At 73.1% G+C, this 13,576-nt stretch carries 11 protein-coding genes and 1 rRNA gene; 5 read left to right on the forward strand and 7 right to left on the reverse strand.

Translation table 11 applies throughout. From position 1 onward, the window contains the following. Window positions 1-161 precede the first annotated feature (161 nt). The 6 genes from ACZ60W_RS36375 to mtrA all read right to left on the reverse strand — a co-directional run bounded on the left by ACZ60W_RS36375 (window position 162) and on the right by mtrA (window position 7,611). On the reverse strand, window positions 162-914 hold the full coding sequence (locus tag ACZ60W_RS36375) for a response regulator (RefSeq protein ID WP_469759685.1): 753 nt from the start codon (window positions 912-914) through the stop codon (window positions 162-164). Window positions 915-1,117: 203 nt separating this feature from the next. Beyond that, the gene (gene hpf / locus ACZ60W_RS36380; protein WP_469759686.1) at window positions 1,118-1,798 is read right to left on the reverse strand and encodes a ribosome hibernation-promoting factor, HPF/YfiA family; all 681 of its coding nucleotides are present in this window, start codon (window positions 1,796-1,798) and stop codon (window positions 1,118-1,120) included. A 297-nt stretch (window positions 1,799-2,095) separates the two neighbouring features. Further along, entirely contained in the window at window positions 2,096-2,899 is an 804-nt protein-coding gene (locus tag ACZ60W_RS36385; RefSeq protein ID WP_469759687.1) for a ComF family protein, read from the reverse strand. Window positions 2,900-3,058: 159 nt separating this feature from the next. Beyond that, a complete protein-coding gene (locus ACZ60W_RS36390) occupies window positions 3,059-4,924 on the reverse strand; it encodes an LpqB family beta-propeller domain-containing protein (protein ID WP_469759688.1) in 1,866 nt (621 codons plus the stop codon). Then, on the reverse strand, window positions 4,914-6,932 hold the full coding sequence (gene mtrB, locus ACZ60W_RS36395; RefSeq protein WP_469759689.1) for an MtrAB system histidine kinase MtrB: 2,019 nt from the start codon (window positions 6,930-6,932) through the stop codon (window positions 4,914-4,916). The genes ACZ60W_RS36390 and mtrB overlap by 11 nt, the downstream gene beginning before the upstream one ends. A 1-nt stretch (window position 6,933) precedes the next feature. Next, window positions 6,934-7,611, reverse strand: coding sequence for a two-component system response regulator MtrA (gene mtrA / locus ACZ60W_RS36400; RefSeq protein WP_010356958.1), 678 nt, complete (start codon window positions 7,609-7,611; stop codon window positions 6,934-6,936). A gap of 331 nt (window positions 7,612-7,942) precedes the next feature. Here mtrA and ACZ60W_RS36405 point away from each other — a divergent pair, with 331 nt between their 5' ends. Genes ACZ60W_RS36405 through ACZ60W_RS36425 form a run of 5 tightly spaced genes read left to right on the forward strand, consistent with a single transcriptional unit; the run spans window position 7,943 to window position 13,374 of the window. After that, entirely contained in the window at window positions 7,943-9,172 is a 1,230-nt protein-coding gene (locus tag ACZ60W_RS36405) for a glycerophosphoryl diester phosphodiesterase membrane domain-containing protein (RefSeq protein ID WP_469759690.1), read from the forward strand. A 4-nt stretch (window positions 9,173-9,176) separates the two neighbouring features. Continuing rightward, entirely contained in the window at window positions 9,177-9,872 is a 696-nt protein-coding gene (locus ACZ60W_RS36410) for a DUF4129 domain-containing protein (RefSeq protein ID WP_469759691.1), read from the forward strand. Next, on the forward strand, window positions 9,869-11,071 hold the full coding sequence (locus ACZ60W_RS36415) for a DUF4350 domain-containing protein (protein WP_469759692.1): 1,203 nt from the start codon (window positions 9,869-9,871) through the stop codon (window positions 11,069-11,071). Before ACZ60W_RS36410 ends, ACZ60W_RS36415 begins: the two co-directional genes overlap by 4 nt. Then, window positions 11,068-12,051, forward strand: a complete 984-nt coding sequence (locus tag ACZ60W_RS36420) for an AAA family ATPase (protein WP_469759693.1) — start codon at window positions 11,068-11,070, stop codon at window positions 12,049-12,051. The genes ACZ60W_RS36415 and ACZ60W_RS36420 overlap by 4 nt, the downstream gene beginning before the upstream one ends. A 12-nt stretch (window positions 12,052-12,063) precedes the next feature. Beyond that, window positions 12,064-13,374 (forward strand): DUF58 domain-containing protein, encoded by a 1,311-nt coding sequence (locus ACZ60W_RS36425; protein WP_469759694.1) that lies wholly within the window; start codon window positions 12,064-12,066, stop codon window positions 13,372-13,374. A gap of 110 nt (window positions 13,375-13,484) precedes the next feature. Here the strand turns inward: ACZ60W_RS36425 and rrf are convergent. After that, window positions 13,485-13,576 (reverse strand): 5S ribosomal RNA (gene rrf / locus ACZ60W_RS36430); the annotation flags it as partial.

Genomic DNA, 13,576 nt, shown 5'->3' on the forward strand with positions numbered 1-13,576 from the left:
CGCGAGGGGCGACCCCCTCCCCCCCCCCCGGCCCCCCCCCCCTTTGGCCACCCCCCCCCCCCGAACCCCCCCCCCCCCCTCCCCCTCCCCCCCCCCCCCGCCCCCCCCCCCCCCGGGCCCGGCCGGACGCGGCGGGACCCGGCCCGCGGGGCCTCGCGGGGTCAGCGGATCTCGAGGATCTTCTCGCGCATCGCGTAGACCACGGCCTCCATGCGGGAGTGCAGCTGGAGCTTCTCCAGGATGTTGCGGACGTGGTTCTTCACGGTGTTCTCGGAGATGAACAGCTCCTTGGCGATGTCCCGGTTGTTCATCCCGGTCGCGACGAGCTTGAGGACCTCCAGCTCGCGGTCGGTGAGCCGGGGCGCGGGCACCAGCCGGCGCTCGTCGGTGCGCTGGATCATCGACTTGAACTCGGTGAGGAGCTTCGACGCCATCGACGGGCTGATCTGGGACTGACCGTCCGCGACCGCCCGGATCGCCGTGGCGACCTCGTCGGTGGAGATCTCCTTGAGGAGGTAGCCGGTGGCGCCCGCCTTGATGGCGTCGTAGAGGTCGGCCTCCTCGTCGCTGATCGTCAGCATGATGATCTTCGCGCTGGGGGCCACCTCCTTGATGGAGGTGCAGGCCTCGATACCGCCGCGCCGGGGCATCCGGACGTCCATCAGGACGATGTCGGGCAGCAGGTCGGCCGCCTTGTCGACGGCCTCGGCGCCGTCGCCGGCCTCACCGACGACCTGGATGTCCTCTTCCTGCGCGAGGACGATCTCGAGACCGCGGCGGAAGAGGGCGTGGTCGTCCACGACGAGGACCCGGATCGGCTCTCCGCGGAATGCGCCGTCGTCCGATTCCGATCCCTCCGGGACCGCACCACCGTGCTCGCGCCCGCTGAGCACCGGCCCGAAGCTGTCCGCCATCGTTCCTCCCCCTGAAGGCCGTGGCCTGAATTCGTATCCGGTCCTTCAACCGGTGCTCGCAGAGCACAGGTTGGCGTGCACGCCATGATTTCATGCCCCGGCGGCGATGGGGTGCTCCGCGGGCCACATGGGGGTGCCCCTGGGGGCGCGCCGTGCGCTCCAGGGGCACCTGAGGTGTGGGGTGGGGCGGGAAGGGCGGCCTGTCAGCCGCCGAGTGCACCGCCGGCGCCGCCGCCCTCGGCGAGCGGGTCGCTCTCGAGGTGGATGACGCCGTAGTCGTACGCGTGTCGCCGGTAGACGACGCTCGGCTGCTTGTTGTCGGAGTCGACGAAAAGATAGAAGTCGTGGCCGACCAGCTCCATCTCGTAGAGCGCCTGGTCGAGCGTCATGGGGGCGGCCCGGTGGGTCTTCTCGCGAACCACCAGCGGGCCCTCGCCCTGCACTTCGATCGAGCCCATCATCGTGGTGGGCACCTTGTCGGGCTCGTCGACGGCGAGTTGACCGTCGCCGTTGAGCTGGGCGGCGCCGGGCACCACGTCCCCGACCTCCGCCGCCGACAGCCTTCCGTTGCCCCGGCGGGTGTACCGCTTGTCGTGCTGCTTGCGCAGTCGTGCCTCGAGCTTGTCGCTGGCGAGGTCGAGCGCTGCGTACGGGTCGCCTGCCGCAGCTTCCGCCCGGATCACCGGGCCTCGGGAGTGGAGGGTGATCTCCACGCGGTCGGACCTGTCGGCCTGACGCGGGTTGTGCTCCTTGGACACCTCGACGTCGAGGCTGATCACCTTGCCGTCGAGCTTCTGGATCTTCTCCAGCTTCAGCTTCTCGGCCACGTGCTTGCGGAACCGCTCGGGCACCTCGGTCTTGCGGCCCTTGACGACGATGTCCACGCAGAACTCCGTTCCCGGATCGCCCGGACCGGCTCCTTGGCCGCCGGGCATCTCCCTTTGCACCAGACTCCGACTGGATTAGCCGGAGCTCGGACTTGGCGACTTTCACCTCCTCCTCCCCAGTCGACAAGATCCCCACCCCATCGACAAGAGGTTAATTCGCCCTGAACTCCTGTCCTGTAGGCGCAACCATGTATTCGGCGAGGCCACGGCATTCACCGTCCCTCACAACCGAACATAGCCCCTTCGGACGGGTGTCGGCACCCGCTCGCGCGACATACCTCCGTTCGGGTGCTTTCACCGTTCACCACCTGCAACGACCCAACTTCCCAGCGAGTTCCTGTTTATTCCGAACGAGGCGGGAGAGGATGCGATCACAGCCGCGACCCGCTGTTCGAATCCGTGCTGCGCGAAACCGGCGGGTAAACCGTTCGGTATTCCATCGATGAACGGAAGATGTACGGCCCCGAGGGCGCGCGCCGCCTCCGCGAGCGACGCACCCGTCGTCATCAGGTCGTCCACGAGCACCACCTTTCCGCGGGTCAGAAGCCGCGTCCCGCCCGGCACGACCTCCAGGGCTCCGGCGAGGTTGGCGAGCCGCCCGGCCGCCCCCAGACCCGCCTGGTCGGCCACGTACCTCCGCTGACGGAGCACGGGGACGACCCGTGCCGCCCGCCCCGAGTCCCGCAGCCGGGCGGCGGCGGCCAGGGCGATCCGCCGGGTCGGATCGTGCCCACGCGCCCGTACGGACCGCCGGGAGGAGGGCACCGGTACCAGGAGCAGGGGCGCGGCCGCCGGCCCCGTGGAGCCCCCTGCGGCGGCCTCGACGGCGGCGGCCAGGGCCGCGCCCAGGGGCCGGGCGAGCGGAAGGGCTCCCCGTTCCTTGTGGGCGAGCAGGAGGGAGCGGACGGCGTCGGCGTACGGCGCGACGGCATGGACCTCGGGCAGGCCGTCCGGCTCGGGGGTGGGCCGGACCCGGCTCGGCCCCCTCGCGGTCAGCTCGGCCCCGCACGACGGGCACAGCTCCGTGCGCGGTCTGCCGCAGCCTCCGCAGGCGACCGGCAGCACCAGCCCGGAGATCTCCCGCCACCACCCCCGCATGGCTCCACTGTGCGCCTTTCCGGCCCCCTCGGCCACCCCTGTGGAAAACCACCCGAGGGAGCGGCGGAGTACGTCAGGTGCGGCCCCGCGGAGGCCGGGCGAAGCCCCCCGGGGCCGCCCCGCGGACGGACGGGTACGGGGGCGCCCCGGCGGCGCTCGCTACCCCGGGTAGACCGGCGAGGCCCCCACCTTGACGACCGGCTGCCAGTTGGACCCCGGCACGAGCCGGACGATGCCGTCGTTGCCGGAGTCGGCGACGACGAAGGCCCGGTCGGTGTGGGGCGCGGCGACCGAGGTCACCCCGTTCAGCCCGGGCAGCACCGAGGTGGCCGAGGTGGAGCCGTCGGTCTGGAGGTAGCGGATCTGCTGGACGCCGCCCGCCTCCTTGCCGACCACGACGAGCCGGCTCGGACCCGCCCAGGAGACGGCCGTGACGGACTCCATGCGGGGCGCGGCCGGCTGGAGGTCCAGCACCGAGACGACGGGGACGTCCCCGGAGGTCTCGCGCTGCACTCGGCCGATCTGCAGGGTCGTGCGCTCGCCCCGGGTGACGACCAGCGCGATCCGGACGCCGTCCGCGGAGACCCGCAGCGACTCGATCCGGGCGCCCTCGTCCAGCCAGGGCGTGCTGACCGCGACGGGCTCCCCGGAGCCTCCCGGCACCATCCACAGCTTCTGGGCCGCAGGATCGCGGTCGGCGACCCACAGGTCGCCCCGGCCGTCCCAGCTGGGCGCGGACAGCCGGTCCTCCGGCTTGGCGGCCTTGCTCCGCAGGATCGCGGGGGCCGCCTCCTGCTCGGTGGTGATCGAGGAGACGAACAGGTCCCGGCCGCTCGACGCGACCCCGGCGGCCCGGGTCTCGCCCCGGTCGACGGCGACGGACCGCAGCGGCAGGGTGCCCTTGCCGAACGGGCCCGGCACCTCGACCGGCGCCACGGCCTCCTTGGCCCCGGCCATCAGCGCCACCAGCCTGCCGTGCTCGTCGACGAAGTACGGGTTCTCCTCGCGGCCGGTCTCCCGCACCGCGGCGAACTCCGCCGCCTGCCCCTTGCCGAGCCGGCACAGCGACCGGCCGCCGGAGCCGAGGAGCTCCACCTGCTCGACCCGGACGGACGTCAGGTCGCCCAGCGTGAACAGCAGCTGCGCCGCCATCCGCCGGCACGCCTCGCCGCCCGCCCGGTCTGCCTTCGCGTTGAGCGGCACCCGCAGGGTGGACTGGTCGTCCGGCGTCAGGGTGGTGACGCCCTCCTTCAGCTCCGTACCGGAGAGGAACGAGGAGTCCACGGCCGGCTTCAGCCAGTTCGTCGGGCCTTCCAGCAGCGCCTTCACCGTCTGCGTCACCGGATCCATCCGCGTGACCGGGTCCTGCCGCTGGCGGATGTAGACCGGATCGGCGACGACCCAGTCCTCCCCCGAGGCGAAGTAGTACTTGTTGACCGAGCGGTAGTTGCGCAGGAAGTCGGCCTCGCCGAGCACCAGGCCGGGCGGCAGGCTGTCGATGCGCCACTCCTTGCCCTTGCCGTTCGCCGCGGGCTGCTGGACCACGTGGATGGCCTGCACGTACTCGGCGGGGCTGATCGGCTGGTAGGCGTGGCGGGCGTCCACGGTCGCGATCTTGCGGCCGGCGAGCGGGTAGGCGCGGCCCTGGTTGTCGGGGTCGGCGTTGCGGTCGGCCTGCTCGCGGTCGGGCGCCGTGGTGAGCACGGTGATGCTCTGCTCCGGCTTCCAGCTCCGCGCGGCCTCGTTCGTCAGGTACTTGCGGGCGGTGGAGAAGCCGGGGTCGTCACTGGTCATGGCCTCCAGGAAGCCGTCGACGATCTCGTCCGGCTCCGCGTTGTCGCGCGGCGCGACGGCGTAGACGCGCACCTGGGAGTCGCCCGGGTTCGCGCCCTTCACCTGCTGCACGTCACCGCTGTCGGGCATGGTCGCGCAGGCGGTCATCAGCAGACCGCCGCACGCGGCCAGCACCACCGTCCGCGTCCCGCGTCCCCGCCCCGCGTGCTCCGCTCGGGAGTCAGCGCCCACGTGTCCCGTCCTCCCGCTCCGCGTTCCCGTTGCCACCGGCCCCCGCCGGTCCCGCCCCACCGCCGTCGGTCTCCGCCGCCGTCCGCGCCACGACCCGCGCGCCGCTGCCGGGCAGGGCCGTCGGGTCGACGGTCGCCCGCGACGGCCCGGGAAGCCTCGGCCGGCCGGGAAGCTCGGGACGCTCCCCGACGGGCTGCGCCGGGACGGCGACCCGGCTCGCGCCCTCCTGGGCGCGCACGGCGGCCGCCTGCTCGCGGTTGCGCCGCGAGTCCTCGGGCTCCAGCGGGATCGGCGAACCCCGCAGCGGCTCGTCCGCGGTCCGCGGCAGGGTCAGCCGGAACTGCGAACCGCCGCCGGGCTCGCCCCATGCCTGGAGCCATCCGCCGTGCAGCCGGGCGTCCTCGACGGCGATCGACAGGCCGAGGCCCGTGCCTCCGGTCGTCCGCGCGCGGGCCGGGTCGGCGCGCCAGAACCGGTTGAAGACCCGGGTCGCCTCGCCCGGCTTGAGCCCGACACCGTAGTCGCGGACCGCGACGGCGACGGCGCCGCCGGCGGAGGCCAGCTTCACCACCACGTCCCGGCCCTCGCCGTGCTCGACGGCGTTGACCACGAGGTTGCGCAGCACGCGCTCGACCCGGCGGGCGTCCGCCTCGGCCACCACGGGCTGCTTGTCGCCGACGACCACGATCCGGGTGCCCTTGCGCTCGGCGAGGGGCTCGGCGCCGCCGATGACCCGGCGCACGACCTGGCGGAGGTCTATCGGCTCGGCCTCCAGGGCGGCCGCCCCGGCGTCGAAGCGGCTGATCTCCAGGAGGTCGGCGAGCAGCGACTCGAACCGGTCGAGCTGGTCGCCGAGGAGCTCCGCGGAACGCGCGGTCACGGGGTCGAAGTCGACCCGTGCCTCGTGGATGACGTCGGCGGCCATCCGGACCGTGGTCAGCGGGGTGCGCAGCTCGTGCGAGACGTCCGAGACGAACCGCCGCTGCATCCGCGAGAGCTCCTCCAGCTGCTGGATCTTCAGCTGGAGGCTCTGCGCCATCTTGTTGAAGGCCTCGCCGAGCCGCGCGATGTCGTCCTCACCGGTGACCTTCATCCGTTCCTGGAGGCGGCCGGCGGAGAGCCGCTCGGCGATCCCGGCGGCCATCCGGACCGGGGTGACGACCTGGCGGACCATGAACCAGGCGATGACCCCGAGCAGGACGACGACGAACAGTCCCGCGGTCGCCAGCGTGCCCTTGACCAGGGTGAGGGAGTCCTCCTCCTGCGTCAGCGGGAACAGGTAGTACAGCTCGTACGGATCGCCCTCGGCGTCGTTGAGCCGCTTGCCGATGACGAGCCCCCGCTCCGAGGCCTTGCCGCTCGTGTAGTGGATGCGGGAGGACTGCTGGAAGGTGTCCGTGCCCTGGGCCACCGAGCGCCGCAGCTCCGCGGGGATGCTGGTGGCTGGGTCGACCTCCCCGGAGGCACGGACGCCGCGGCTGGCCGCGTCACCGGTGTCCAGGGAGAGGGCGACCACGTTGTAGGCGCTCTGGCCACCGCTGGCGAGCTGCTCGACCAGCGTGGAACGCCAGTTCACGGAGGCGCCGGCCCGGCCGCCGTCCTGCTGGCCGGGCGCCGAGGGGGTGGTCGCCGCCCGGTCCTGGGCGGCGGAGAACCCGCCGGCGGCCTGGCTCTGGGCGGCCTTCTCCTTCGCTTCGAACAGACCGTTGCGGACCTGGCCGATGACGACGATGCCGAGCAGCAGCACGACGCCGAGCGACATCAGCAGGGTGCCGGCGACGACCCGCAGCTGGATGTTCCGCCGCCACAGGCGCAGGGCGGGCAGCAGCGGACGGCGCACCCAGCGGACGAAGAGCCGGAAGACGGTGCCGCCGGGCGTTCCCTCCTGGAGGAGCCGTCCGCCTCGCGGCAGACGGCCGGAACGCGAGCCCCCCCGCCCCGGTCCGGCAGTCCGCCCCGTACGGACTCCCGGATCCCCGGGCTTCGGAGCAGTACTGCCTGTACTCATGTCAGCTCGGCCCCGCCTTGTAACCGACGCCGCGGACGGTCACCACGATCTCCGGGCGCTCGGGGTCCTTCTCGACCTTCGAGCGCAGCCGCTGGACGTGCACGTTCACCAGCCGGGTGTCGGCCGCGTGCCGGTAACCCCAGACCTGCTCCAGCAGGACCTCGCGGGTGAACACCTGCCACGGCTTGCGCGCCAGGGCGACCAGCAGGTCGAACTCGAGCGGGGTCAGGGCGATGGACTGCCCGTCCCGCTTCACGGAGTGCCCGGCCACGTCGATGACCAGGTCACCGATGGTCAGCTGCTCCGGAGCCGGCTCCTCGGACCTCCGCAGCCGCGCCCGGATGCGGGCGACGAGCTCCTTCGGCTTGAACGGCTTCACGATGTAGTCGTCGGCGCCGGACTCGAGGCCCACCACCACGTCCACCGTGTCGCTCTTGGCCGTGAGCATGACGATCGGCACACCCGACTCGGCCCTGATCAGACGGCACACCTCGATGCCGTCCCTGCCGGGCAGCATCAGGTCGAGCAGCACCAGGTCAGGCTTGGCCTCCCGGAATGCGGCAAGCGCCTTGTCACCGTCCGCGACGAACGACGGCTCGAACCCTTCACCCCGCAGCACGATGCCGAGCATCTCGGCCAGTGCGGTGTCGTCGTCGACGACAAGAACGCGTCCCTTCATATCGACATCATCCCATTAGCCAATCGTTACCTGCCGTGACCTGCCCCACAGCGACTCCCCCAGCCCGGGCCGTGATCGTGGTGACCACACCCCGCTCGGCCCGCCACCGCACGGTTCGTACGGCCTGATCGGGCATCCGCACAGTGTGCCGTCTGCCGCTCCCACAATGAAGGTCCGGAGGAAGGTACGAACGAAGCGGCGGCCCCGGCCCACGGGCGGGCCCCACGTGGCACGATGGCACCCGGCCCGCCGCCGTGTCCGGTGTCGGCCGCCGTGACCGAGCCGGTTTCGCCGATCCGGCACCGCGACCAACCCTCCGAGGTGGACGACCGTGAACGACACTCCGGGCTGGACCTCGCCCGGATCCGCCCCCTCCGACGGCCAGGACGGCTCCGGCGTGCCCCGGCCCTCCGCTCCGGCCGACGCGAACGGCTCCGCCCCGCAGTGGTCGAAGGACCAGCCGCCCGCCGGCCAGTGGTCGCCGCCGACCGACCGGACACCCCCGCCCCCCGGCCCCGGCCCCGGCCCCGGCCAGAACTGGGGAGCCCCGCGCCCTGACGTCCACTGGGGCAAGCCGCCGGCCGCGAAGCCCGGCGTGATCCCGCTGCGCCCGCTCGGCATGGGCGAGATCCTCGACGGCGCGGCGAAGACGCTCCGGATCTACTGGCGCACGGTGCTGACGATCACGGTCACCGTCGCGGTGATCTCCCAGACCGTCGACATCCTGGCCCAGCGGTATCTCGTTCCGGCCCCTCCGGAGATCAGCGCGGACGCCACGCCCGCCGAGGAGCTGCAGCAGTCCCTCGACGCGGCCCAGTCGTCCCTCATCGGTCTGGCCCCCTCCCTGCTCGTCACGCTGATGGCGTCCACCGTCAGCGCGGCCCTGCTGACCGTCGTGATCAGCCGCGCCATCCTCGGCCGTCCGGTCGCGCTGGGCTCGGCCTGGCAGGAGGCCCGCCCGCGTCTGCTCCAGCTGGTCGGCCTGACCCTGCTGCTGGCCGCCATGGGCGCGGCCGTCGTCTCCGTCGGCCTCCTCCCGGGGCTGCTGATCGGCGGTGCCCCCGGCGTGGCGCTGGCCCTGCTCGGCGGCCTGGGGGCCATGGTCGCGGCCGCCTGGCTGATGGTCCGCTTCAGCCTCGCCTCGCCGGCCCTGATGCTCGAACGCCAGGGCGTGACGCAGTCCCTGAAGCGCTCGGCGAAGCTCGTGCAGGGCGCGTGGTGGCGGATCTTCGGGATCACGCTCCTCACCCAGCTGCTGATCTTCCTCTTCGTCATGATCATCGCGATCCCGTTCACCATCGTCGGCATCGCCGTGGACGGCGAGGGCTTCTCCGGTCTCCTCTCCGGCTCCGCCACCCAGTTCGGCTGGCCGTTCCTGATCGTCACGGGCATCGGCGGCGTGATCACCAGCGCGGTGACCTACCCGATCTCCGCCGGCGTCACGGTCCTGCTCTACGTCGACCAGCGCATCCGCCGCGAGGCGCTCGACCTCGAACTGGCCCGGGCCGCGGGCCTCCCCGGCTACGGCCCCGCGGCCGCGGACCGGACCGTCGGAGGCTGACGGCGTGACGGTCACGGGGGGAACGACCGCAGCACTGCCGACACACCTGTTCGCCGACGGCGACGTACCGGTGGACATCTCCCGCATCCCCGCCCGCGAGGCGGCGGAGCGGGAGCTGTCCGATCCGATGTACCACCAGAACGATCCGAGCCTCCTCCAGCGCGGCCTCGACCGCTTCTGGGAGTGGCTCGACGACCTCTTCACCACCGCCTCGCAGGCCACCCCGGGGGGTGTCCTCGGCCTCGTGGCCGTCGTCGTGGTCGTGGTCGCCCTGGTCGCCGCCCTCTGGTGGCGGCTGGGCACCCCCCACCGGGCCCCGGGAGGCCCTGGAGACTCCCTCTTCGCCGACGGCCCCCGCACGGCCGCGGAGCACCGTGAGGCCGCCGCCCGCCACGCCTCCGCGGGCCGCTGGAACGAGGCCGTCCAGGAACGGATGCGGGCCATCGTCCGCTCCCTGGAGGAGCGCACCCTGCTGGACCCGCGCCCCGGCCGCACCGCCGACGAGGCGGCCGCCGAGGCCGGCCGCTCCCTGCCCTCCCACGCCGACGACCTGCGCCTGACGGCCCGCGTCTTCGACGACGTCACATACGGCGGCCGCACCGCCGACCAGGCCGCGTACCGCCGGGTCGAAGAGCTGGACACCGCCCTGGAGCGCACCCGCCCCACCCTCGACGCCTCCGCCGCGGGAGCGCCCGCATGACCCGTCCGGCCACCGCCACCACGTCGACCGCCCCCTCCGCCCGCCGGGTCTGGACCCGGGTCCGCGGCACGCTCCTGGTGCTCGCCCTCGTCCTCGCCGGCGGCCTCGCACTGGCCACCCTGCGCTCCGGCGACGCCCACGGCGCCCTCGACCCCGACTCCGCCGACCCCATGGGCAGCCGTGCCGTCGCCCAGCTCCTCACCGTCCGCGGCGTCACGGTCACCCGCGTCACCACACTCGACGAGGTGCGCTCCCGGACCGACGCGGGAGCCACCCTCCTGGTCACCACCCCCGACCTGCTGACGGAGAGCCAGCAGACCGGTCTCCGGGCGACGATGACCGCATCCGGCGGACGCACGGTCCTCCTCGGCGCGGGCACGGCCTCCCTCGACATCCTGGTCCCCGGCGTCACCACCGCGCCCAGCACCGCCGTCCGGAACCTCGCCCCCTCCTGTGCCCTGCCCGCCGCCACCCGCGCCGGCAGCGTCGACCTCGGCGGCGAGCGCTACCGCACCGACCCGGGCATCACCGCCGACGCCTGCTACCCCTCCGACGACGTGCCGACCCTGCTCCGTGTCCCCGGTCCCGGCGCCGGCGACACGGTCCTCCTCGGCTCGCCCGACATCCTCCACAACCAGCGTCTCGACCAGCAGGGCAACGCCTCGCTCGCCCTGCAACTCCTCGGCTCCCGGCCCCATCTCGTCTGGTACCTCCCCTCGCTCACCGACCCTTCGGCCACCGCCGGCGACTCCACCGACGGCACCACGGGCACCTTCCTCTCGCTGATCCCCCCGGGCTGGCTGTGGGGCACCCTCCAGCTCGTGATCGCGGCCGTGCTCGCCGCCGTCTGGCGCGCCCGCCGCCTCGGCCCCCTGGTGACGGAACGCCTCCCCGTCGCCGTCCGCGCCTCCGAGGCCACCGAGGGCCGCGCCCGCCTCTACCGCAAGGCCGACGCCCGCGACCGCGCCGCCTCCGTCCTGCGCACCGCGACCCGCACCCGCCTCGCCCCCCTCCTGGGCGTCGCCCGCCAGGACGCCCACTCCCCCGAGCGCCTCCTCCCCGCACTCTCCGCCCGTCTCCCGGAAACCACCGCGGACCCCGGGACCCTTCTCTTCGGCACGGCTCCCGCCGACGACGCCGCCCTCATCCGCCTGGCGGACCAACTCGACGCCCTCGAAAGAGAGGTACGCACCTCATGAGCGCCCCGACCCCCGAGACCGCTACGACCTCGGACAGCGCCCGCGCCTCCTTGGAGGCCCTGCGCACCGAGATCGCGAAGGCCGTGGTCGGCCAGGACCCCGCCGTCACCGGTCTCGTCGTCGCCCTGCTCTGCCGGGGGCACGTCCTCCTGGAGGGCGTCCCCGGAGTCGCCAAGACCCTGCTGGTCCGCTCGCTCGCCGCCGCCCTCGAACTCGACACCAAGCGCGTCCAGTTCACCCCCGACCTGATGCCCAGCGACGTCACCGGCTCACTGGTCTACGACACCAGGACGGCGGAGTTCTCCTTCCAGCCGGGCCCGGTCTTCACCCACCTCCTTCTCGCCGACGAGATCAACCGCACGCCCCCGAAGACCCAGTCCTCGCTCCTGGAGGCGATGGAGGAGCGCCAGGTCACCGTCGACGGCACTCCTCGCCCCCTCCCCGAACCGTTCCTCGTCGCCGCGACGCAGAACCCGGTCGAGTACGAAGGCACCTATCCGCTGCCCGAAGCCCAACTGGACCGCTTCCTGCTGAAGCTGACGGTTCCCCTGCCCTCACGCGCCGACGAGATCCAGGTCCTCACCCGGCACGCCGAAGGCTTCGACCCCCGCGACCTGAAGGCCGCCGGCGTCCGCCCCGTCGCGGGCCCGGCCGAGCTCGAAGCGGCCCGCGCGGCGGTCGCCAAGGTCTCGGTCTCGCCGGAGATCGCCGGCTATGTCGTCGATATCTGTCGCGCCACTCGTGATTCCCCCTCGCTCACCCTCGGCGTCTCCCCCCGAGGAGCCACCGCCCTGCTCTCCACCGCTCGCGCCTGGGCCTGGCTCACCGGCCGGGACTACGTCACCCCGGACGATGTGAAGGCCCTCGCTCTCCCCACCCTGCGTCATCGCATCCACCTGCGGCCCGAGGCCGAGATGGAGGGGGTCACCCCCGACTCCGTCATCAACTCGATCCTCGCCCACGTCCCCGTACCCCGCTGAGAACGGCGCCCCATGGCCCTCACCGGACGAACCGCGCTGATCGCGGCCCTCGGATCGCTCCCCGTCGGCATCCTCGCCCCCAGCTGGACGGGGATGCTCGCGGTGAACGCGCCCCTCTCGCTGGCAATTCTGTGCGACTACGCACTGGCTGCACCAGTACGAAAGCTCCAATTCACCCGAAGCGGTGACACATCCGTTCGACTCGGTGACGAGGTAGAGGTCCGGCTCTCCGTCACCAACCCGTCGAACCGACCCCTCCGCGCCCAGCTGCGCGACGCCTGGCCGCCCAGCAGCTGGCTCCCCGGCACCGAGCAGACGGCCTCCCGCCAGAAGCTCACCGTCCCTCCCGGCGAGCGCCGGCGCCTCACCACGATCCTGCGCCCCACCCGTCGAGGCGACCGCCACGCGGAACGGATCACCGTCCGTTCCTACGGCCCTCTGGGGCTCGCCGCCCGCCAGGGTCACCACGAGGTGCCCTGGACGGTCCGCGTCCTGCCGCCGTTCACCAGCCGCAAGCACCTGCCCTCCCGGCTGGCCCGCCTGCGTGAACTCGACGGCCGCACCAGCGTCCTGACGCGCGGTGAGGGAACCGAGTTCGACAGTCTCCGCGAGTACGTCCCCGGCGACGACACCCGCTCGATCGACTGGCGTGCCACGGCCCGCCAGTCCACGGTCGCGATCCGCACCTGGCGTCCGGAACGGGACCGCCACATCCTCGTCGTCCTCGACACCGGCCGCACCTCGGCCGGCCGCGTCGGCGACGTGCCCCGCCTCGACGCGTCCATGGACGCGGCGCTTCTCCTGACCGCCCTCGCGTCCCGCGCCGGCGACCGCGTGGACCTCCTGGCCTACGACCACCGTGCCCGCGCCCAGGTCCAGGGCCGTTCCGCCGGCGACGTCCTGCCGGCCGTCGTCAACGCGCTCGCTCCTCTCGAACCCGAGCTGGTCGAGACCGACGCCCGCGGACTGGCGGCGACCGCCCTCGCCCGGGCTCCGCGCCGTTCCCTGATCGTCCTCCTGACCAGCCTCGACGCCGCGCCCATCGAGGAGGGTCTCCTCCCGGTGCTCCCTCAGCTCGCGCAGCGCCACACCGTCCTCGTGGCCTCCGTCGCCGACCCCCACGTCACCCGTATGGCCCAGGCTCGCGGGTCGATCGAGGGTGTCTACGAGGCCGCCGCGGCGACGCAGACGCAGTCCCAGCGCTCCCGTACGGCGGACCAGCTCCACCGCCACGGCGTCACGGTCGTCGACGCCTCCCCCGAGAACCTCGCCCCCGCGCTCGCGGACGCGTACCTCGCCCTGAAAGCCGCCGGCCGCCTCTGATCCCCGGGGCGACGGGCACCGCCGGCGACGGGCACGGCCCGAAAGGGATTCCGGCCCCGGAACGCAGAAAAGCCCCGCACCAGATGGTGCGGGGCTTTCCCACAATGATTGTTCGGCGGCGTCCTACTCTCCCACAGGGTCCCCCCTGCAGTACCATCGGCGCTGAAAGGCTTAGCTTCCGGGTTCGGAATGTAACCGGGCG

The sequence above is a fragment of the Streptomyces sp. NPDC104202 genome (genome assembly GCF_055584185.1).

Coding starts and splice junctions, on each gene's coding strand:
- ACZ60W_RS36375 (WP_469759685.1), bottom strand. CDS start 914: ATGGCGGACAGCTTCGGGCCGGTGCTCAGCGGGCGCGAGCACGGTGGT.
- ACZ60W_RS36385 (WP_469759687.1), bottom strand. CDS start 2,899: ATGCGGGGGTGGTGGCGGGAGATCTCCGGGCTGGTGCTGCCGGTCGCC.
- mtrB (WP_469759689.1), bottom strand. CDS start 6,932: ATGAGTACAGGCAGTACTGCTCCGAAGCCCGGGGATCCGGGAGTCCGT.
- mtrA (WP_010356958.1), bottom strand. CDS start 7,611: ATGAAGGGACGCGTTCTTGTCGTCGACGACGACACCGCACTGGCCGAG.
- ACZ60W_RS36415 (WP_469759692.1), top strand. CDS start 9,869: ATGACCCGTCCGGCCACCGCCACCACGTCGACCGCCCCCTCCGCCCGC.
- ACZ60W_RS36420 (WP_469759693.1), top strand. CDS start 11,068: ATGAGCGCCCCGACCCCCGAGACCGCTACGACCTCGGACAGCGCCCGC.
- ACZ60W_RS36425 (WP_469759694.1), top strand. CDS start 12,064: ATGGCCCTCACCGGACGAACCGCGCTGATCGCGGCCCTCGGATCGCTC.